General features: G+C 60.7%; 20 protein-coding genes. 7 read left to right on the top strand and 13 right to left on the bottom strand.

Going from position 1 to position 18860, the window contains the following annotated elements:
- Positions 1 to 84 precede the first annotated feature (84 nt).
- The 3 genes from Q1M54_RS13100 (at position 85) to Q1M54_RS13090 (ending at position 3215) form a co-directional block, all read left to right on the top strand.
- Entirely contained in the window at positions 85 to 1182 is a 1098-nt protein-coding gene (locus Q1M54_RS13100) for a phosphotransferase (protein ID WP_300557916.1), read from the top strand.
- A gap of 2 nt (positions 1183 to 1184) precedes the next feature.
- Positions 1185 to 1886: a 16S rRNA (uracil(1498)-N(3))-methyltransferase gene (locus Q1M54_RS13095; RefSeq protein WP_300557914.1), complete on the top strand. Its 702-nt coding sequence runs from the start codon at positions 1185 to 1187 to the stop codon at positions 1884 to 1886.
- A gap of 138 nt (positions 1887 to 2024) precedes the next feature.
- The gene (locus Q1M54_RS13090) at positions 2025 to 3215 is read left to right on the top strand and encodes an MFS transporter (protein ID WP_300557912.1); all 1191 of its coding nucleotides are present in this window, start codon (positions 2025 to 2027) and stop codon (positions 3213 to 3215) included.
- Here the strand turns inward: Q1M54_RS13090 and Q1M54_RS13085 are convergent.
- Together Q1M54_RS13085 and Q1M54_RS13080 are read right to left on the bottom strand one after the other, a co-directional pair.
- The gene (locus Q1M54_RS13085) at positions 3169 to 4047 is read right to left on the bottom strand and encodes an alpha/beta hydrolase (RefSeq protein ID WP_300557910.1); all 879 of its coding nucleotides are present in this window, start codon (positions 4045 to 4047) and stop codon (positions 3169 to 3171) included. The two genes, Q1M54_RS13090 and Q1M54_RS13085, sit on opposite strands and share 47 nt — an antisense overlap.
- On the bottom strand, positions 4047 to 5528 hold the full coding sequence (locus Q1M54_RS13080) for a M20 family metallopeptidase (protein WP_300557908.1): 1482 nt from the start codon (positions 5526 to 5528) through the stop codon (positions 4047 to 4049). Before Q1M54_RS13080 ends, Q1M54_RS13085 begins: the two co-directional genes overlap by 1 nt.
- A gap of 222 nt (positions 5529 to 5750) precedes the next feature.
- On the opposite strand from Q1M54_RS13080, the gene Q1M54_RS13075 reads away from it, so the two are divergent.
- Together Q1M54_RS13075 and Q1M54_RS13070 are read left to right on the top strand one after the other, a co-directional pair.
- Positions 5751 to 6401, top strand: coding sequence for a nucleotidyltransferase family protein (locus tag Q1M54_RS13075; RefSeq protein ID WP_300557906.1), 651 nt, complete (start codon positions 5751 to 5753; stop codon positions 6399 to 6401).
- Positions 6398 to 7399, top strand: a complete 1002-nt coding sequence (locus Q1M54_RS13070; protein ID WP_300557904.1) for an XdhC family protein — start codon at positions 6398 to 6400, stop codon at positions 7397 to 7399. The genes Q1M54_RS13075 and Q1M54_RS13070 overlap by 4 nt, the downstream gene beginning before the upstream one ends.
- Before the next feature lie 6 nt (positions 7400 to 7405).
- Here Q1M54_RS13070 and Q1M54_RS13065 read toward each other — a convergent pair whose 3' ends face one another.
- The 6 genes from Q1M54_RS13065 to Q1M54_RS13040 all read right to left on the bottom strand — a co-directional run bounded on the left by Q1M54_RS13065 (position 7406) and on the right by Q1M54_RS13040 (position 14438).
- Positions 7406 to 8149 (bottom strand): sulfite exporter TauE/SafE family protein, encoded by a 744-nt coding sequence (locus tag Q1M54_RS13065; protein WP_300557902.1) that lies wholly within the window; start codon positions 8147 to 8149, stop codon positions 7406 to 7408.
- A gap of 27 nt (positions 8150 to 8176) precedes the next feature.
- Entirely contained in the window at positions 8177 to 9010 is an 834-nt protein-coding gene (gene otnI, locus Q1M54_RS13060) for a 2-oxo-tetronate isomerase (protein ID WP_300557901.1), read from the bottom strand.
- 116 nt (positions 9011 to 9126) lie between these two features.
- Positions 9127 to 10491, bottom strand: coding sequence for an MmgE/PrpD family protein (locus Q1M54_RS13055; RefSeq protein WP_300557899.1), 1365 nt, complete (start codon positions 10489 to 10491; stop codon positions 9127 to 9129).
- Positions 10492 to 10501: 10 nt separating this feature from the next.
- Complete coding sequence (locus Q1M54_RS13050) at positions 10502 to 12616, bottom strand: acetate--CoA ligase family protein (RefSeq protein WP_300557897.1); 2115 nt, start codon at positions 12614 to 12616, stop codon at positions 10502 to 10504.
- Between the two features lie 29 nt (positions 12617 to 12645).
- A complete protein-coding gene (locus Q1M54_RS13045) occupies positions 12646 to 13437 on the bottom strand; it encodes an enoyl-CoA hydratase/isomerase family protein (protein ID WP_300557895.1) in 792 nt (263 codons plus the stop codon).
- 26 nt (positions 13438 to 13463) lie between these two features.
- Positions 13464 to 14438 (bottom strand): tripartite tricarboxylate transporter substrate binding protein, encoded by a 975-nt coding sequence (locus Q1M54_RS13040; RefSeq protein WP_300557893.1) that lies wholly within the window; start codon positions 14436 to 14438, stop codon positions 13464 to 13466.
- Between the two features lie 192 nt (positions 14439 to 14630).
- Here Q1M54_RS13040 and Q1M54_RS13035 point away from each other — a divergent pair, with 192 nt between their 5' ends.
- On the top strand, positions 14631 to 15407 hold the full coding sequence (locus Q1M54_RS13035) for a helix-turn-helix domain-containing protein (protein WP_300557891.1): 777 nt from the start codon (positions 14631 to 14633) through the stop codon (positions 15405 to 15407).
- A 139-nt stretch (positions 15408 to 15546) separates the two neighbouring features.
- Complete coding sequence (locus Q1M54_RS13030) at positions 15547 to 15834, top strand: hypothetical protein (RefSeq protein WP_300557889.1); 288 nt, start codon at positions 15547 to 15549, stop codon at positions 15832 to 15834.
- Between the two features lie 121 nt (positions 15835 to 15955).
- On the opposite strand, the gene Q1M54_RS13025 is transcribed toward Q1M54_RS13030, so the two are convergent.
- The 5 genes from Q1M54_RS13025 to Q1M54_RS13005 form a co-directional block, all read right to left on the bottom strand.
- Positions 15956 to 16633, bottom strand: a complete 678-nt coding sequence (locus tag Q1M54_RS13025; RefSeq protein ID WP_300557887.1) for a microcompartment protein — start codon at positions 16631 to 16633, stop codon at positions 15956 to 15958.
- 29 nt (positions 16634 to 16662) lie between these two features.
- Positions 16663 to 16935: a BMC domain-containing protein gene (locus tag Q1M54_RS13020; protein WP_019427480.1), complete on the bottom strand. Its 273-nt coding sequence runs from the start codon at positions 16933 to 16935 to the stop codon at positions 16663 to 16665.
- Positions 16936 to 17017: 82 nt separating this feature from the next.
- Positions 17018 to 17287: a EutN/CcmL family microcompartment protein gene (locus Q1M54_RS13015; RefSeq protein ID WP_019427481.1), complete on the bottom strand. Its 270-nt coding sequence runs from the start codon at positions 17285 to 17287 to the stop codon at positions 17018 to 17020.
- Positions 17284 to 18246: a nuclear transport factor 2 family protein gene (locus Q1M54_RS13010; protein ID WP_300557883.1), complete on the bottom strand. Its 963-nt coding sequence runs from the start codon at positions 18244 to 18246 to the stop codon at positions 17284 to 17286. The genes Q1M54_RS13015 and Q1M54_RS13010 overlap by 4 nt, the downstream gene beginning before the upstream one ends.
- Positions 18243 to 18857, bottom strand: coding sequence for a BMC domain-containing protein (locus Q1M54_RS13005; RefSeq protein WP_300557881.1), 615 nt, complete (start codon positions 18855 to 18857; stop codon positions 18243 to 18245). Before Q1M54_RS13005 ends, Q1M54_RS13010 begins: the two co-directional genes overlap by 4 nt.
- Positions 18858 to 18860 lie beyond the last annotated feature (3 nt).

Below are 18860 nucleotides of genomic sequence, written 5' to 3'. Positions count from 1 at the left end.
AGTTCACAAGGATCAACTGGATTGGGCAAGGCGCACTGGGTGAACAAAGCGGTGAGATTTTGACTTTGTAAAATGGGATTATCCATGAGCCACCCTACACCCCCCACAACTGCCGATTCTCAAGTCACTTGGGCCGATCCGATGCGGCAAGCAGCATGTGCTGCATGGTTGTCAGAAAGGGCAAACGACCAGGGTCTTTTGCCTCATAGCTTGCGGATTGCCTCGGCCGATGCTAGTTTTCGCCGCTACCTGCGGGTCGACACCGTGCAGGGCGGCAGCCGCATCGTCATGGACGCGCCACCCGATAAGGAAAACTCCGAGCCCTTTGTGCGCATTGCCGCCTTGATGAAGGCCGCTGGTCTGAATGCCCCCGAGGTGCTGGATTGGCACGAAGCCCACGGCTTCATGTTGCTGAGTGATCTGGGTGACGCCACCATGATGTCAGCCATCGATACCGAGCGCCCCCAGGCCAACCACGGGCTGTACATGCAGGCGGTCGACACGCTGGTGCAGTGGCAGCTGGCGTCGCGCCCCGGTGTGCTGCCGCCGTACGACGCCGCACTCCTTAACCGAGAGCTGAGCCTGTTCCCCGATTGGTATTTGGCCCAACATCGGGGCGTGCAACTGCAAGGCGCGCAGCGCGAGGTGTTCGACAAGGCCTTTGCCCTCATCGTGCAGCGCAACCTGGCCGCGCCCAGCGTGTATGTGCACCGCGACTTCATGCCCCGCAATCTGATGATGCCTTTTGGCAGCAGTGCACAACTGGGTGTGCTGGACTTCCAAGACGCGGTCTACGGCCCCATCAGCTACGACATCGCCAGCTTGATGCGCGACGCCTTTTTGACCTGGGACGAAGACTTTGTGCTCGACATCACCATCCGTTATTGGGAAAAGGCCCGAAAAGCAGGTTTGATGGACTTTGAAGACTGGTACAGCGACTTTGGTGCTTTTTACCGAGCCGTGGAGTGGATGGGCCTGCAACGCCACCTGAAAGTGGCCGGTATTTTTGCCCGTTTGACTTTGCGAGATGGCAAGCCCAAATATTTGGCCGATGCGCCTCGCTTCATACATTACATTCGCAGCACCTGCGACCGTTACCGCGAATTGGGCCCGCTGCTCAAGTTGATCGACGAAATCGAAGGCACCACGCCCCAGGTTGGCTTTGCCTACGGGCGCATGTGAGCATGCCGCGCTTTTACTGTCCCACGCCTTTGGCCACAGGCCATGCGCTCAGTCTGCCTGCGGGTGCCGCCCGTCATGTGCAGGTGCTGCGCTTGCAGCCGGGCGAGGTCATCACTTTGTTCAACGGCGAAGGTGGCGAGTTTGACGCCACCGTCATCCGCATGGGCCGCAGCGATGTGGAGGTGGCGGTGGGCGCTCACCACCCGGTGGAGCGCGAAACCGTCCGTGCTGTGCACTTGTTGGCAGGCATCACCGCCAACGACCGCATGGACTGGCTGGTTGAAAAAGCCACCGAACTGGGCGTGGCCAGCATCACCCCATTGGTGGCGGAGCGCAGCGTGCTGAAGCTCAAGGGTGAACGGGCCGATAAAAAATTGGCGCATTGGCAGGGTATTGCGGTCGCTTCTGCCGAGCAGTGCGGTCGCAACCGCGTGCCCATGCTGCACGCCGCCGTCACCCTCAAAGAGTGGTTGGTGCGGGCCGAAGCAGGACAGCGCTGGGTGTTGTCTTTGTCAGAAGGCACGCAAGCCTTGTCGGCCATGAGCGGCAGCGCCCCCGTCACCGTGCTCAGCGGCCCCGAAGGGGGCCTCAGCCCCAGCGAAGAAGCCAGCGCACTGGCTGCAGGCTTTGTGCCTGTGACACTTGGCCCTCGCGTTTTGCGGGCCGAGACCGCGCCTTTGGCCGTCCTGGCCATTTGCGCCTGACCTGAACATCTGACAACTCGCTGATTTTTGTGGGAGCCCCGACACCGGGTCGGTGGATCATGGATCGCGAAGGCTCTTTCGCGACGAGGGCGCCGAGGCGACAGGGTTTTATAAGTACCCAGCGATACACTGCCCTTCATGAACCCCAATTTGATTCTTCTCACCCTCTGCCAGGGCCTGTTTTTCACCAACAACGTCACTTTCATCGCCATCAATGGTTTGGTGGGTTTGTCTATGGCGCCGCTGGGCTGGATGGCGACTTTGCCCGTGATGGGCTATGTGGTGGGCGGTGCATTGTCGACTGGGCTGGTGGCCAAGAGCCAGTCGCGCTGGGGGCGCAAGGTGTCTTTCCAGCTGGGGCTGGTGGTGGCTTTGTTTTCGGCGTTACTGGCCGCTTATGCCGCCTGGAGCCACAACTTCTGGCTGCTGGTGTCGGCCACGGTGATTGCGGGTTACTACAGCGCCAATGGCCAGCTGTACCGTTTCGCGGCGGCCGAGTTGGCCGCAGACGGTTTCAAGGAAAAAGCGGTCTCACTGGTTTTGGCTGGTGGCTTGATCGGCGCCATCGTGGGCCCCAATTTGGCTTCGCGCACACGCACCTTGTACGAGGTGCCGTTTTTGGGCGCTTACATGGCGCTGGGCATCGTGGCCATTTTGGCCATGGTGTGCATGAGCTTCATCCGCTTTCCGGTCGTGCCCGCCAAAAAACCGGGCGACAGCGCGGGGCGCCCTTTGCGCGAGATCATGCGCCAGCCGGTGTTCATTGTGGCGGCGGCTGCAGCGGCCCTGAGTTATGGCGTGATGAACCTGCTGATGGCGGCCACCCCTTTGGCCATGCAGGTGTGCGGTTTCAGTTTTGACGATGCGGCGCTGGTGCTGGAGTGGCATGTGATCGCGATGTTCGCGCCGGGCTTTTTCACAGGCCACCTGATCAAAAAATTCGGCACGCTGCAGATCATGGCGGTCGGCGTGGTCATCAACTTCGCGTGCATCGCCATTGCACTCACAGGGGTTGAGCTCCACCAGTTCCTGATCTCACTGTTCTTGCTGGGCTTGGGCTGGAACTTCCTGTTCACCGGCAGCACCACGCTTGCCATGCAGGCTTGGACTCCCGCTGAAAAAGACAGGGGTCAGGCTGCCATCAATTTCTTTGTTTTTGCCACCATGGCCATCACCTCTTTCGCATCAGGCGCGCTGGTCACCACACAGGGCTGGACTTGGCTGAATCTCGGATCTCTCTTGCCCGTGACTTTGACCGGGCTGGCGCTGATATGGATGGTATTCAAGCAGAGGGATGCGCAGAAAAACGCGCCAGCAGCCAGCGCTTGAGGGATGTGAACACTTGGGCGCGGTAAAGGTCGTTGAAGATCTCGTGGTACATGGCTTCAAAGCATTCGGCCTGCACCACAGCCTTGGGGGCTGACCGGGCAAAGTCTGCGCTGGCTTGCGCATTGACCAAACGGTCTTGCCCTGCATACAGCAGCAAGGTGGGCACCTGCCATTTCGCTGCCTCGTCTAGTGTTTTTTCGCCATTCTTCAAAATCCAGGCAGCCAGCCCGGTGGCGATGCGCCGGTGCACCATCGCGTCGGCTTGGTAGGCCTTCACCACATCCGGGTCGCGTGACACAAAATCGGCTTTCAAGCCGTTGTCCACGCACAAGTGAGGTGCCAGACGCGGCAAGAAGGCGAGCAGTATTTTTTGGAAAATGTTGGGAAACCCACCCAACGCAGGGGACGACAAGACAGCCGCATCCACGGTACGCAAACCCTCGGCCAGCGTGCGCGCCACCACCAAGCCACCCATGCTGTGGCCCAGCAAAATCAGGGGCAGCTCTGACAAGTGGGGGCGCTGCCTGGTGTCGTCGATCACTCGGCACAAATCGGCCTGCAAGCTGCCGGGGCGCAACATGTCACCGCGTGCGCCTTCGGATTGGCCATGGCCTTGATGGTCGTAGGCCCGCACCGCAAAACCCCATTGGTGCAAGTGCGCCGCCACCTCGCCGTAGCGCCCGGCGTGTTCGCCCAGGCCGTGCACCAAGATCACCGTGCCCAGGGGTTGGCCTGCAGGCAGGGCCCAGTCGTAAACGGCCAGTTGGCCGGCTTCGCCCTGCAAGGCGGTAACTTTCGGGCGCGCGATGGCGGGACGCGATGTCACGTTCATCAAGGCATCCGCGCCATGACTTCGGCCACCGCAGCCGTGAGCTTTTTGGCATAAGGCACATGCAAAAACTCGTTGGGTCCATGCGCGTTGCTCTTGGGACCGAGCACGCCGCAGACCATCATTTGCGCCTTGGGAAAGCCAGCGCTCAGCATGTTCATGAGCGGGATGGTGCCGCCTTGGCCGATGTAGCCGACGCCGGCACCAAAGTGCGCTTGGCTCGCGCTGTTCAGGGCTTGCTCGAACCAGGGTGAGGTGTCAGGCGCGTTCCAGCCGGTGGCACCGCCGCCGCTTTCAAAGGTGACCTGGGCCTGGTAGGGCGCGTTGTCCTCCAGCAATGCTTTCATCTCGGCCACGGCTTGTGCCGCATCCACCAGCGGGGGCAGGCGCAAGCTGAGCTTGAAGGCGGTGTAGGGCCTGAGCACATTGCCTGCGTCTTTCAGCGCCGGAAAGCCTTCCGCCCCCGTGACGCTCAAGGTCGGTGTCCAGGTGCGGTTGAGCAGGGCTTGCGTGGGGTCGGTCGTGGTGGGCAGGGCAAAGCTGGTGGAGCCGCCGCAGTCGTAGTGCGCCCAGGGGAAACGCTTGTACACCTCGTCGCCCAGTATGGCGGCTGTGGCCCGCGCTTGCGCCAGCCGCTCGGCAGGCACTTCGCAGTGGAAGCTCGCGGGCAACAGTCGGCCTGTGGCGCTGTCTTCGAGGCGGTCGAGCACCTGGCGCATGATCCGAAAGCTCGATGGCACCAAGCCCGAGGCGTCCCCCGAATGGATGCCCTCGGTCAGCACCTGTACCTTGAGCGTGCCGCTGGCCATGCCGCGCAGGCTGGTGGTGAGCCACAGCTGGTCGTAGTTGCCCGCGCCGCTGTCAAGGCAAATCACCAAGCCCACATCGCCCATGCGGGTGCGCAGCGCGTCCACATAGGGCAGCAGGTCATACGAACCCGACTCTTCGCAGGTCTCGATCAGGCCGACGATGCGCGGGTGCGGAGTCTTTTGACTCTTGAGCGCCTGCACGGCGGCGATGCTGGCATAGACCGCATAACCGTCGTCTGCGCCGCCCCGGCCATAAAGCTTGCCGTCTTCATACACAGGAGTCCAAGGCCCCAGGTCGCTCCTCCAGCCATTGAACTCGGGCTGCTTGTCCAGGTGGCCGTACATCAGCACCGTTTGGCCGGATCCCTCGCTGGCGGCGCGGGTGGCGGCGACTTCAAAAAACATGATGGGCGTGCGACCGGGCAACTGGATGACCTCAAGCGTCAGGCCTTCCACCTTTTGTGCCTCGACCCATTGCGCCGCGCGGCGCAGCACAGTCTCGATGTGGCCATGCGCCGCCCAGTTGGCGTCAAAGGAGGGTGATTTGGCGGGAATTTCGATGTAATTCTTCAGCTCTGGAAGGATGGTGCTGTCCCAGGCTTGGGTGACGTCGTTCAGGGCGCGGGCACTGTCAAGATGACCGGCTGGCATTTCGCGGTGCAGGGGGGTGTTCATGGCGTGGCTCCTGATGGCTGCATAAAAAATGACTGTAACGCTATTGGACCCAGTCGACCACTGCCGTGCTTCGCAGTGGGGACAGCCGGTGATTTACTGCCCTGGTTTGGCGCAAAATAGCTGTGCAACATTCCCTTTGGCCTGCCCCGATTTGCCTCAAGTCCACCAATCCAAGTGACCCCGTTCGCCCTCAACACGCCTCCCAATGTTGGCTTACCACGCATGGGCGCCATTGTCTTGGCTGCTGGCGCAGGCAGCCGCATGGGGCATCGCCCCAAGTGCCTGTTGCAGCTCAGTGGCAGGAGTTTGCTTGAGCGTCAATTGGAGGCCTTGTCAGAAGCCAAACTTGCTCCTCTGCTGGTGGTTTTGGGGCACTATGCTGAACGCATTCAACAAGAGATTGCGCTGCAGCATTGGGGAGCCCGCGTGGTGCTCAATCACCAACCGGATGACGGTCATGTCAGTTCTTTGCGTGCTGGACTTTTGGCCTTGCCCCTTGATTTGGATGCGGTCATGGTGCTGCTCGCCGACCAGCCCATGATCGATGCGCAAGCTGTCCATGCCCTGATCCAAGCTTATGCCGCGCGTCCTGTGGGCACGCAACTGCTTCAACCGACGGTGCAGGATTTGCCCGGCAATCCGGTGATTTTTTCATCTGTGGTGGTCTCACAAATTATGGCGGGGGACGTTCAGATGGGCGCGCGCCAATGGCAAAAAGCTCACCCCAATGAGTCTTACCGATGGAAAACCCCTGATGCGCGTTACTGTCTGGATGTGGACAATGAAGAAGACCGTCAGACAGTGGAGACCTTGACAGGGCAAAGCCTGATTTGGCCCCACGACTTGAGCCAATCCAACACAAAGCAGACATGAACAGCATCGACATTGATGTCATCCGCACCGCCCTTGATTGGCAAAGCCGTGGTCACCGCGTGGTGATGGGCACGGTCGTGCGCACTTGGGGCTCGGCCCCGCGTCCACCCGGCTCACTCATGATCATTCGGGACGATGGCCAAGTGGCCGGGTCGGTGTCGGGTGGTTGCATCGAAGACGACTTGATTCGCCGTGTGGCCGCGGGTGAGCTGGCCATGCGCATGCCCGACACCACCACCTATGGCCAAACCGCCGAAGAGGTGCGACGCTTTGGCCTGCCTTGTGGCGGTTCGGTGCAGGTGGTGCTGGAGCCTTTGAGTCCCCAATCGCAATTGCGCGAATTGCTGGTGCTGATCGAGCAGCATCAGCGCGTGGAGCGCCGCTTGGATATGGCCACTGGCATGGTGCGCATGGGAGCCGCCACCGAAGGCGACAAGCTGCAGTTTGATGGTCAGAGCCTGACCACGGTACACGGTCCTCGTCTGCGCTTGCTCATCATTGGAGGCGGGCAACTGTCGCGTTATCTGGCCGCGATGGCCGTCATGCTCGACTACCAAGTCACGGTGTGCGAGCCGCGTGTGGAATACCACGAAGGCTGGGAAGCCATGAGCGGTGTGACCCTGTCCACCCAAATGCCCGACGATTTGGTCTTGGCCATGCGCCTGGACCACAACAGCGCCGTGGTCGCCGTCACGCACGACCCCAAGCTGGACGACTTGGCCTTGATGGAGGCGCTGCGTACCCCCGCGTTTTATGTGGGCGCATTGGGCTCGCTGCACAACAACGCCCAGCGCCGCAAACGGCTCCTTGACTTTGATGTGAGTGAGGCCGAAGTGCAGCAATTGCATGGCCCTGTGGGCCTGAATATTGGTGCACTCACTCCGCCAGAGATAGCCATGAGCATCGTGGCCGAGATGACCGCCATGCGCCGGGGCACCGATTTGAGTCAAGCGCTCAGCAACTGGGAAGGCTCAAAGACGGTGTGCGGGTTGGTTTGATGGCGCTCAAGCCCTGACGACGTCCAGGATCAACTTCAGTGAGATCAGCAGCAAGCCCAGTTGCACCCATTTGAAGAACCAGTCGTCGGCTATTTTGCGTGTCAGGTAAGCCCCCACCACGGTACCCACCAAGGCAAACGGGATCAGCACCAGTGCACCTGTCAGTTCAGCGGGGCCATACGGCTGCAGCTGGTGGTAGGGCCCCAGTTTGGCCAAGTTGATGAATGCAAAAAACAAAGTTGAGGTGCCAGCAAACACCAACTTGGAAAGTTTCTGGGGTAACAGGTAAACCTGAAATGGGGGGCCACCCGCGTGTGAGATGAAGCTGGTAAAACCCGACAAACCACCCCAAAAAAGTCCTTTGTCCCAGCGGGCTGGGCTGGGTGCCTGTTCGGTGTTGCGCTGGCGCCAGGCGTTGAGCACAAAGCCCACGCCCATCAGGCCGATCATCATTTTCACGGCTGTGTCAGACACCAGCGCTGCGGTGAGCCAGCCCACCAACACGCCGCCCACACCAGCTGGAACGAGAATTTTCAGATTGATGGCGCTGAAGTTTTTACGGTACAACCACAGCCCCACCATGTCAGAGATGATGTAGATGGGCAGCAGCATGACGACCGCTTTGACCGGAGACATGAACAGCGAAAGAATAGGCACTGAAAGCATGCCCACTGTGGGCAAGCCACCTTTGGACAAGCCCACCATGGCCGCGGCCACGCCCGCCCAAATCAGGTAATGCAAATCATCCATCACAACGCAGGTCAGAACGTCTTTGAATCACAAATAAGGACGCACCCATTCCAAACCCCGTGAAGTCCCCCCCGCCGAAGCATCGGCCGGGTTGTATTCACAACCGATCCAGCCGTTCCAGCCGCATTCGGCCGAAACCTTGTCGATGATTTTGAAGATGTGTGGCCAGTTCACCTCGCCTGTGCCGGGCTCGTGTCGGTGGGGCACCTCAGCGATCTGAAAGTGGCCTACCTGGCCTGTAGGCAGGTATTGGGCAATCTTGGCGCTCAAATCGCCCTCGACGATCTGGCAGTGGAACAAGTCCATCTGCACCTTCAGGTTGGCCGCACCCACCGCCTGCACGATGCGGTGCGCGTGGTCTTGGCGGTTCAGGTGAAAGCCCGGCACGCTGCGGGTGTTGATCGGCTCAATCAGCACATCACGGCCGGCTTTGGCCGCTTCAGCAGCAGCCCACTGCAGGTTTTTCACCAGTGTTGCGTCAGCAGCTTCAGGGCTGTCACCCGAGGCGCGCAAACCGACCATGGCATGGATGCGGGGACATTGCAGCGCCTCTGCATAGACCAGCGCGGCTTCGAAGCCAGTGCGAAATTCGGCTTCACGCCCCGGCACGCTGGCCGTGCCCCGGCTGCCGCCTTCCCAGGCCTGCATGAAGTTGCCGATTGCATTGCCCCCGGAAGGGGTGTTGAACAAAACCTGCTGCAAACCATGGCCCTGCAATCGGGCCGCCAATTCAGCCGCTGGGTAGGCATAGGGAAACAAATACTCCACGGCCTTGAAGCCGTCTTGGGCAGCCGCTGCAAAGCGGTCCAAGAACGGCAGGTCGGGGTACATCATGGACAAGTTGGCGGCAAATTGAGGCATGTTGGAAGGTTTGAAAAGAAGTCATGAAGTCGACGAGCAATCGATACCGTCGCTCCACTTTGAAGCAATGACGCCGTTTTGCTCGACTCAGAATGCAAAGATAACAGCATTTCCAGTCAACAAAGCCGGGCGCTTTGGTGCAATTGCCAGATGCGCGCCAGCACATCGCGGGCTTGCTTCTCGCCAATCACCGGCGTCGCCAGTTCCATGAGCTTGCCTTCCAGGTCGGCATCGGACAGGGGCAGCTCAGGATCACCCTTGCGGTCAGACTGCAGCAGGTTCAGCTGCCGACCATCGCGCAAGGTGATATCCACCCGCGCACCGCGACGACCGGGAAACGCAGCATCCACGGCCGGATCTAGCGCTTTGTCGATGCGTTGCATGAGCGCACGGGTGTGTGGGTCGTTCAAACGCTCGGGCTCGAAGGCCGACAGGCGCACACTGCCGTGGACCAGCGCTGTAGCCACCATGTAGTGCAGGCTAAACCGCGCTTGGTCGGCGTTTTGTGGGTCCACATGCGGCGCGATGTCGAGCGTGGGCTGGTACACGCCCAGCTGCACCCGCTTGATGTCGGCATGGCCAAAGCCGTGCATTTGTTGCAGTGCCAAAGCGCCGTCGATGGCGGCAAAAGTGTGGCCGCAGCCAACGTGGTTTTTGAAGGTGAGGCGGGTGATGTGGAAGTCTGTGCCCAGTGTGGCGCCGACCTTTGACCAATCTGGTCCTTGGCTCATGGCCTGACCCAGACCCGATTCGCCTTCGAGCACATCGAGCGAGCTGCGCATGCCGCCTGCGGCCAGTTGGGCCGCCAGCACACCGGCTTCGGCTGCGCGGCCTGCGTGCAGTGGTTTGGCCATCGCCTCTGAGCGAAAGGCCTGCTGCAGTCCGGCGGTGAAGGTGGCGGCGACGGCCAAAGCGTTGGCAAAAGCCACTTCGTCCAACTGCAACAAACTGGCGGCTGCTGCAGCGGCCCCAAAGCTGCCCATGGTGCCCGTGTTGTGCCAGTACTGGTAGTGCGGCCGCCCCATGACCACGCCGATGCGGGTAGAGACTTCGTAACCCAGCACCACGGCGCGCAAAAATTCAGGGCCACTGGCCCTCACCGACTGGGCAACAGCCAGTGCCGCGGCAATCGTGGCTGCACCGGGGTGGAGCATGGCGTCGCGAAAACTGTCGTCCACCTCAGCCGCGTGGGCGGCCGTACCCTGAATCAGGGCCGCGGCACGCGGGGTGGCCGCGCGCCCTTGTACCAGTTGTGCGGCGCCCCGGTCCAAGTCATCGGCCAGGGTGTGGGTCAGCACCTGCACCGCAGGCGTGTTCAGGCCGGGGTAGATGGAGGCATACCAATCGATCACGGCACGCTGCGCGTGGTGCGCCACTTCGGGCGGCAGCGGAGCCCGGGCAAAGCACATGGCAAAGCGAGCGAAAGTTGCGACCGCCAAGGGCTTGGGTGCTGGTTCGGATGCGGGTTCGGTGTGGGCCATGAAACAGCCTTTAAGTCAGCACCAGCACGCCATCGGCAGCGCTCACGCCTTGGCCTTGCGCGCGCACAAACACCGGGTTGATTTCTGCCTCCAGCAGGCGGTCGCCCAACTGCGCGGCCATGCCCGAAAAAGCCACGACGGCGTCCACCAGCGCGTCCACATCGGCTTTCGGGCGGCCACGAAAGCCGTCGAGCAAGGGCCAGGTTTTGAGGTCCTGGGCCATGGCCAGCGCATCAGCGCGGCTGAGGCTTTTGAGGCCTTGCGCGTCTTGCGGCAAAAGGCGCAGCGTGGTGTCTTGGAACAACTCGGCTGTGACGCCGCCCATGCCCAGCAGCACGGCCGTGCCCAGCGCATCGCGGTGCAGACCCAAAATCAATTCGGTGCCGCCATAGACCATTTCTTGTACCAAAAAGCGCTCAGGGCGCACGCCTGCCTTGGCCAGTACTTCGTCTCGCATGCTGGCCATGCGCTCGCCCACCGTTTCGGGGTTCAGGCCGATGGCCACACCGCCCACATCGCTCTTGTGCGTGATCTGCGAGGAGAGGATTTTGAGCACCACACGGCCACCGAGTTCGCGCGCAGCGGCCTCGGCCTCGGTTGGCGTGGTGACGATGCGCTCGGCCGCACACGGCAACTTGAAGCGCGCAAACACTTGTTTGGCCTGCGCTTCGTCGAGCGAACCAGAAGGCAAGTCGTCGATGGCGATTGCGGCTGGGCTGCTGTTCGTTACTTCTTCGATGGGAGCCACAAATCGGCCGACTTTCAGCATGGCGGCCAGCGCGGCTGTGCAGCTCTCGGCAGCGGCAAAGGCGGGCACACCGCTGCGGGTGAGCAGTGCGCCTACCTCCGGGGCGTGCGGGCTGACATAGGCCATCACGGGTTTGTCCGATTCAGGCAAACAGTCGCGAATGGCATGGGCCATCAGCTCGGGCATCGCCAAGCTGGACGAACCCACGATGATCACCAGCGCGTCGTAGCTGGGGCTGGCCAACAAGGCGCGTATCGCGCCGCGCAGCAGGTCGGGGCGCAGGCCTGCCAAGGTCACGTCAATTGGGTTGCGGTCGAGCACGGCTTCGCTGCCAGTTTGCAGCGCACGCAGCGCCCCGGCCGTGGCGGCGTCGGGTGCGGGGGTTTCAAAACCGGCCACGCCCAAGTCGTCGGACACCAGCGTGCCCGCACCGCCGGTGCTGGTGAGGATGGCCACGCGCTGGCCGCGCAAATGGCGTCCGGTGGCCAAGGCCACTGGAATGTCCAGCAGGTCATTGAAGGTCTGTGCGCGGATCACGCCCACTTGTTTGAAGAGCGCGTCGTACATGCGGTCGGTACCCGCCATCGCACCTGTATGCGACACAGCGGCTTGTGCGCCGGCTTCAGAGCGGCCGATCTTGAAGGCCACCACGGGCTTACCCAAGCCTGCGGCTTTCAGGCAAGCGGCGCGGAACTTGGCTGGATCGCGCACAGTCTCAATGTAGAGCGCGATCACCTGCGTGGCCGGGTCGTCGGCCAAGTGGTCAATGAAATCGGCCAATTCCAAGTCCACCTCGTTGCTGGTGGATATCAGCTTGGACAGACCAATGCCGCGTGCTGTAGCCCTTGACAACAAAGAACCCAAAATGCCACCACTTTGCGACACCACGCCAATACGCCCCACCGGGAAATGGTCCATTTCCAGTGCGCCGGTGGCCGAAAGCACGATGCTGTTGGTCAGGTTCACCAAGCCGATGGTGTTGGGGCCCAAGATGCGCATGGCACCCGCCGCTTCCATCAGTTGTTGTTGGCGGCGTGCGCCGTCTTCGCCGGTCTCGGTGTAACCACTGGCCAGCACGATGGCCGCCGCGCAGCCACGCACCGAGAGCTCTTTGACCGCCAAGTGGGCGCGTTCGGCGCCCAACAAGACGATGGCTACATCGGGTGTCTCGGGCAGCGAGGCGATGTCGGCATAACAAGGCAGATCACCAATGCGGTCCACCTTGGGATTGACCGGCAGGATGCGCCCAGTAAAGCCATGTTTTTGCAGGTAGGCCACTGGGCGGCCGGCGGTTTTGCTGGCGTCGGCCGATGCGCCGATGACGGCGACGCTGCGGGGTTGTAGCAAGCGGGTGATCGCATCGATGGGGGAATTCATGGGCGCACTCATGGGGACATTCACGATGTTCACTCTTGGCCAGAGGTTTTGGCCAAAAAGGCTTCGACCGAGGCGCGGTGCTCGCTGCTGGTGTAGCAGATGCCTTGCGCTTGGCTGCCTTGTGCAAACACGTCGTGGGAGCTCATTTCAAAGCTTTGGTTCAAGATGGTTTTGGTCAAAGCCATGGCGGTGCTGGAGTTTTGACTCAGCTCTTTGGCCCAAGCTTGTGCGTCAGCCAACAGCGTGTCGGCGCTGGTCTTGCGGTCCACGATGCCCAAGGCAAGGGCTTCGTCCACCTTGACTTGGCGGCCGGTGAAGATCAGTTCTTTGGCCTTGGCCAAGCCCACGCGGCGGGGCAAAAAGTACATGCCGCCGCCATCAGGAATGATGCCGCGCAGCATGTACGACCAAGCAAAACTGGCCCACTCGCTGGCGATGATGAAGTCGCAAGCCAGCGCCGTGTCTGCGCCCAAGCCCGATGCGGCGCCGTTCACGGCAGCGATCACTGGTTTGGGGCAGGTGTGCAGCAGCGACTGCGCGGTGTGCACCCGCTGCTGACGGTGCCAGCCATTGAAGCCGACTTCGCCAGCCGGAGCGTTCATGCGCTTTTGCATGCCGCTGATGTCACCGCCTGCGCAAAAGCCCTTGCCCGCGCCGGTCAGCACCAAGGCGCGAATGGCTTTGTCGGCCGTCACCGACTCCAGCGCAGAGATGAATTCCGTGCGCATGTCGTCGCTCATGGCGTTGCGCTTGTCGGGACGGTTGAGTGTGAGCGTGGCGATGCCGTTGTTCACGGCCAATTCAAGAAGTTGGTAGTCCATGGTGATTTGGGTGTCGTTGTCAGTGTTCAGTCGGCCTTGATGTTGTTTTCTTTCACGATCTTTCTCCAGCGCGCTTCTTCTGCCTTCACATAGCGATCGAACTCTGCGGGTTCAGACGCGGTGACGATCAAGCCTTCTTGCTCGACCTTTTTCACAAACTCGGGGTTTTGAGCCGCTTTTTTGACGGCTGCGTTCAGCTTGGCGATCACCGGAGCGGGCGTGCCTGCACGAACAAAAAATCCATACCAGCTTTCCACCGCATAGCCAGGAACCGAGGCGGCCACGGTGGGTACGCCCTTGAACGCGGGCGAAGGTTCGGGCGTCGTCACAGCAAGCGCGCGCAACTTGCCTTGGTCGACCAAGTTGCCCACGGCCGCCGCTGTGCCAAAGAACATGTCAATCTGACCGCCGAGTACATCCACCATGGCGGGCCCTGCGCCGCGGTAGGGAATGTGCAAGAAATCAAGCTTGGTCAAGTTGGCGAACATTTCGCCAGCCAGGTGGGCCGAGGTGCCATTGCCTTGAGAGGCATAGGTCAGTTTCCTGCCCGACCTTGCTGCATCCAACACGTCTTTGACCGTTTTGAACGGGCTTTCGGCGCGCACCACCAACACATTCGGACCACGGCCGATCAGACTGACCGGCGCGAAGGCCGTGTCGTTGTTGTAAGGCAGTTTGCTCAACAAACTGGGGTTCACGGCGTGTGCCAGTGTGGCGATGACCAGGTTGTAGCCATCGGGGGCACTTTTGGCCACCAAGTCGGTGCCGATCACCGTGCCCGCGCCGGGTTTGTTGTCAATGATGACCGATTGGCCCAGTGCTTGAGACATGCCTTGACCCAAGGTGCGTGCAATCAGGTCGGTGCCGCCGCCTGGGGCAAAGGGCACGACGATGCGCACAGGTTTGTCAGGGAACTCAGCGTGGGCCAGGTTGGCCAAGAGGGCCAAGCCCAGCCCCAAACCTGTGGCCACGCGGCGCAGGCCAGAAGAAAAAATGGTCATGTGATGTCTCCGTGATGGGTGAGCTCGGGTGCGGTATTTTGTGGGCCGCGACAACGAACAATGGATTGCACCTAAAGCTTAGAGGTCTTCAGACTTTTTAGAACCTGTATATTTCCATCTGATGGAAATAAAATGGCAAAAACCTGTTCGCAACTGACCCAGCTCATTGGGTAAACCCTGACCCATCTTGCAGTGAGTGCTTTCGAAGAAAACCCAGGCCGTTCCACCATCAACCGTTCCTTGCTGCGCGGTGCCGACATCCTGCGCGCTTTCCGTCCGGGCTCTGATCTGTTGGGCAATGGCGAGATTGCAGAGCGCACGGGTTTGTCAGCATCCACGGTCAGTCGCCTCACGCAAAGCATGGTGGCTGCCGGTTTGCTGCAACAAGACCGAGCCCGCAGGGCTTATCGGTTGGCCCCCTTGGTGCTCAGCTTGGGGCATGCGATGCGTTCAGGCTCGCAAGTGTTGGCCGTTGCAGCGCCTTTGATGCGTGCTTTGGCTGAGCGAGAGCACATCAATGTGGGCTTGGCATGCCCCGATCGCGACGAGATGGTTTACCTCGAATCCATCCGCTACAACCGCCGATTGGCGCTGCGCAGTGTGGTCTCTGGCCAGCGTGTGCCGATGGAGCTGACCTCGTTGGGGCAAGCTTATTTGGCCACGGTGCCAATGGAGCGATACCAACTGCTCGAGCCCATCTTCAAGCGTCGCAATGGTCGGCACTGGAAAGAGATCAAGTTGGCTATAGAGGCCTCAGAACTTTGCATGAAAGAAAAAGGCTATTGCTGGGCCAGTTGGCAACCTGAAGTGTTGGCCCTGTCCACCGCTCTGCAGTCAGCAGAGGGTGTTTGCATCATCAATGTCAGCGTGTCTACACCCGGAAAAATCGAGCCTTGGATCGAGACGCTGGCACCCCAACTTCTCGCTTTGAAGGCAGACATCGATCTGGCGCTGGCCAAATGGCCATGAGATCGTGGTCTTTCAAAATTTGAGCGTTGAGTCTATGCGCGGTGCTGGGGTCCACTTCGCGGTGTTATGGCGGCTCTGTATGCGAGCGGACAGACGCTGAATTTGAGGGGCTCAAAATGGGTTGGTAACTCAGGTGCACATGATTTACACCTTTGCAACTTCACTCATTTTGAAAGCTAATCACATGACATTCGAAACTCAGAAATCCACGTCACCGGCTTTGGCGACACTCAAGCCGGAGCAGCACCACCAGAAGGCAGCAGAGCATTTGGAGTTGGCGGCCAAATCACACAAAGAAGTCGCCAAATGCATCGGTACCAACGACCATGCCGCGGCTCAGACCCACAGCAAAGCAGCGCATGAGCACATGACCCAAGCCCATGAGCATGCTGATGCGGCTAAAAAAGCGATGCCAACACCCAAGTAATCCAGCCAGGATTTGCCAAGCCGTCTGCCCTGATGAGGACAGACGGCTTTATCTTGGCGATTTGACGCCAGAAGACCCAAAACCACCGTTGCCAATGCGCATACGGCGTGCTTCTGCTGACTTAGCCCCTGCCAGGAATCTTGGCGAGCAGTTGCTCCACATGGACTTTGGCTTTTTCGAGAGAAGCCATGCTGCCTGTGAGGTACATGCGGCCGCTGGCACCGATCATGCTGCACTCGACCAAGGTCAGGTCGGGGGCGACTTTTTCGGCTTCGTTGGCCATGTGGGCACCGAACAGTGCCGGAGCCACTTCCATCAGCAACATGTTCTGGCCCGGGAGCACCATGCTGGCTTGGCGTGTGCGGTTCATCAGCACGGCGTGCTGATCGGTCACGTTTTCCAGAATGTCGCTGTACAGCAGGTGTGGGCGCAGCTGGTCTTCGGCTTTCGCGCCCATCCAGTCCAAAATGACTTGTCCTGCACGCTGAAGCGCTGCGCTGTCGTTGCTGTGCAACTCCAGGACGCCGAACTGCCGCTCCACAGCCAGGATGCCCGGTTCCAGCGTAGGTTCAGCCTTGAGGGCCAGATCGATCACCCGTTGAATGGAAAGTCCGGGCGCGATCTCGACCAGCAGCGCGTTGGTGCCTTGCATCGCCACGTAGCCACGAGCGCCCAAAGGCGAACTCATCCACGAGGAGAACTGGGGCTGCAAGTCGTTGAGCGTCAGGTAGACCCGAAGCTCAGCTGCCGGCTTGGTCGGCGGTTTGGCGGGCGCGGTGGCTTTTTTGCTTGTGGCCATTCGGCCTCCTTATCTGCAACAGCCGTCGATCATTTGCCGTCGAAGGCTTTGGACACGTCAGCGTGTGGACGTGGGATGACGTGGCAAGACACCACTTCACCGATTGCGCCTGCGGCTTCTGCACCGGCTTCGGTGGCGGCTTTAACGGCACCTACGTCGCCCGAAACGATGATGGCGACGAGACCGCCACCGACTTCTTTTTTGCCAACGATGTTGACGTTGGCGGCTTTGACCATGGCGTCAGCGGCAGCGAAGGCAGCAACATAACCTTTGGTTTCGATCATTCCGATAGCTTGTGACATGTGAGTCTCCTTGAGGGGTTAAAAAAGAAAGGGTTGAGGAAAGAAGTTGAAGGAAGGGGTGAGGGGAACAAGTGCCGCTGCGTCAACGCATCGGTGTGGGGGTGTCGTAGTTGTCGAGTGAAGCAATGATCAAGGCATCGGCCACCACACGAGGATGCGCTGGGGCGAACCACCACGCGGCGGGTGCGCCGATGGTGATCATCACGCGCTCGCCAATGCCGCAACCCATGGGGTCGTAGCAGACGACCACGTCCTTGGGGTAGTCCAGTTGTACCTCCAGCAATGCGCCAGCGGGCAATTCGGGCAGGCGCTTGCTGGCGACAATGCGGCCGATCACGGTTCCTGTTTTCATGTTTTGCTTCCTCGGTCAATGGTGATGCCGCGCTTGCGCAGGGCCTCTTTGCCCAAAGGGGTCAAGACCGCCTTGGGGTGGATGCGAACGGTTTTGACGCTGGCTGGCAAGGTTTTGAGCAGCTTCTCGCCAATCACGCCTTTGAGCTCAGGTACGGATTCGCTCGCCTTGTGCGCCTGCAGGTCGCAACGCTCGTCTTTGCATTCACAGGCTTTGCCTTCTTTGCAAGACGGGCAGCAAGCGGCCGGGTCGATGGCGGTGGTGGCGGCCATGGCCGAGGCACCGCCGGATGAACCACCAGTAGCACCACCTGATGCCGCCACGGCTTTCACCGCCGCTTCGTCCACACGCATGTCAAAACGCAGCAAACCCGATTGCGCCGCTTGCAACAAGGCCGGGCTGGCGGCCAGGCGCTTGAACAGGTCGGTCAGCGCGGCGGCTTGCGCGGCCGTGCCCACACGCAAGGGCACCACCACGCCGATGGGACTGGCAGTGGCCTTGTTGGGTGTTGTTGGCTTGGGCATGCCCACTTGCTTCCAGTAAGCGTCTTTGCGGGCGATCAGGCCATTGCGAATTTGGTAGACATCGGTGCCGTCATAGGTGCCGGTCTGGCCACCGGGCAGCGGCACGGACACTTTGTAGTTTTGCACCACGGTCTGGCCCAGCACGTTCATGTGCGAGTCCGAAAACTTGGGGCCAGTGGGGCTGGCAAAGCGTTCTTTCAAAAATGCCAAGCAGGCTTCGCGGCCGTTGAGCACGCGCGAATCGGGCAGGATCCAGACCACATCGGGCGCAAAGCAGGCCACGATGGCCTCGGCGCTCATGGTCTCGTAACCGGCTTCAAAGCGGCGCATCAAAGCAGCCACAGACGCGTCAGCCGCCGGGGCTGGGCTGGACGCAGCGCCCAAAGCTTTTCGCACCTGCATGCGAATTTGCTCGCGCAAGGCGTCTGTGCTCATGCAGCACCTCCTGCGTCGCGGATCACAGCCTCGGCCACTGCCGCTGCAGCACGCACGTCCGACGCATTGCCCGACAGGTACAAGCGACCAGCTGGGCCCATGAAGCGGCAGTCGATCAGTTTCACGTTGGCGGCCTTCTCGGCCTCGTTGGCCACCAGCAGCGCATACGACGAGGTGGTCATCTCCATGATGTAGAGCGACTCACCGGGCAAGAGCATGCTGCCGGCCTTGCTGCGGTTGATCAAAAACGCGTGGTAGCCATCGACCCGGTCGATCACCTTGGAGGCCAGGATCTCGGGCTTGAGCACGCTTTTCTCGCTCACACCCATGGCATCCAGCACAGCAGCCCCGGCCGACTTGACCGATGAGGAGGACTGGCCGTGGAACTCCAGGTAACCAAACTGCCGCTCAACCACCAGGTTGCCGGGTTTGACATCGTCGTGCTTCAAAGCGATGTCGGTCAACCACTCGATGTCCATGCCGGGGGCGACTTCGATCACCATGGCGGCGTCGTTGTGGCGCGGCAAGAAGCCACGGGCCGTCGAGCCCAGCAAACACATCAACTGTGGCTGCAAGCGGTCCAGAAAAATGTAACTGCGCAAAGTGGACATGAG

The organism is Limnohabitans sp. Rim8 (genome assembly GCF_943326455.1).
GTDB lineage: Bacteria > Pseudomonadota > Gammaproteobacteria > Burkholderiales > Burkholderiaceae_C > Limnohabitans_A.
The sequence above is the reverse complement of the archived record's forward strand: the minus strand, read 5'-3'. Positions and strand labels throughout refer to the sequence as shown.

Excerpts from the sequence above, each read along its gene's own strand:
- Q1M54_RS13015 (WP_019427481.1), bottom strand. The coding sequence starts at position 17,287 with ATGAAAACAGGAACCGTGATCGGCCGCATTGTCGCCAGCAAGCGCCTG.
- Q1M54_RS13040 (WP_300557893.1), bottom strand. The coding sequence starts at position 14,438 with ATGACCATTTTTTCTTCTGGCCTGCGCCGCGTGGCCACAGGTTTGGGG.
- Q1M54_RS13085 (WP_300557910.1), bottom strand. The coding sequence starts at position 4,047 with ATGAACGTGACATCGCGTCCCGCCATCGCGCGCCCGAAAGTTACCGCC.
- Q1M54_RS13050 (WP_300557897.1), bottom strand. The coding sequence starts at position 12,616 with ATGAATTCCCCCATCGATGCGATCACCCGCTTGCTACAACCCCGCAGC.
- otnI (WP_300557901.1), bottom strand. The coding sequence starts at position 9,010 with ATGCCTCAATTTGCCGCCAACTTGTCCATGATGTACCCCGACCTGCCG.
- Q1M54_RS13055 (WP_300557899.1), bottom strand. The coding sequence starts at position 10,491 with ATGGCCCACACCGAACCCGCATCCGAACCAGCACCCAAGCCCTTGGCG.
- Q1M54_RS13090 (WP_300557912.1), top strand. The coding sequence starts at position 2,025 with ATGAACCCCAATTTGATTCTTCTCACCCTCTGCCAGGGCCTGTTTTTC.
- Q1M54_RS13095 (WP_300557914.1), top strand. The coding sequence starts at position 1,185 with ATGCCGCGCTTTTACTGTCCCACGCCTTTGGCCACAGGCCATGCGCTC.
- Q1M54_RS13025 (WP_300557887.1), bottom strand. The coding sequence starts at position 16,633 with ATGGCCACAAGCAAAAAAGCCACCGCGCCCGCCAAACCGCCGACCAAG.
- Q1M54_RS13070 (WP_300557904.1), top strand. The coding sequence starts at position 6,398 with ATGAACAGCATCGACATTGATGTCATCCGCACCGCCCTTGATTGGCAA.
- Q1M54_RS13100 (WP_300557916.1), top strand. The coding sequence starts at position 85 with ATGAGCCACCCTACACCCCCCACAACTGCCGATTCTCAAGTCACTTGG.
- Q1M54_RS13065 (WP_300557902.1), bottom strand. The coding sequence starts at position 8,149 with ATGGATGATTTGCATTACCTGATTTGGGCGGGCGTGGCCGCGGCCATG.
- Q1M54_RS13075 (WP_300557906.1), top strand. The coding sequence starts at position 5,751 with ATGGGCGCCATTGTCTTGGCTGCTGGCGCAGGCAGCCGCATGGGGCAT.
- Q1M54_RS13005 (WP_300557881.1), bottom strand. The coding sequence starts at position 18,857 with ATGTCCACTTTGCGCAGTTACATTTTTCTGGACCGCTTGCAGCCACAG.
- Q1M54_RS13020 (WP_019427480.1), bottom strand. The coding sequence starts at position 16,935 with ATGTCACAAGCTATCGGAATGATCGAAACCAAAGGTTATGTTGCTGCC.
- Q1M54_RS13030 (WP_300557889.1), top strand. The coding sequence starts at position 15,547 with ATGATTTACACCTTTGCAACTTCACTCATTTTGAAAGCTAATCACATG.
- Q1M54_RS13010 (WP_300557883.1), bottom strand. The coding sequence starts at position 18,246 with ATGAGCACAGACGCCTTGCGCGAGCAAATTCGCATGCAGGTGCGAAAA.
- Q1M54_RS13045 (WP_300557895.1), bottom strand. The coding sequence starts at position 13,437 with ATGGACTACCAACTTCTTGAATTGGCCGTGAACAACGGCATCGCCACG.
- Q1M54_RS13080 (WP_300557908.1), bottom strand. The coding sequence starts at position 5,528 with ATGAACACCCCCCTGCACCGCGAAATGCCAGCCGGTCATCTTGACAGT.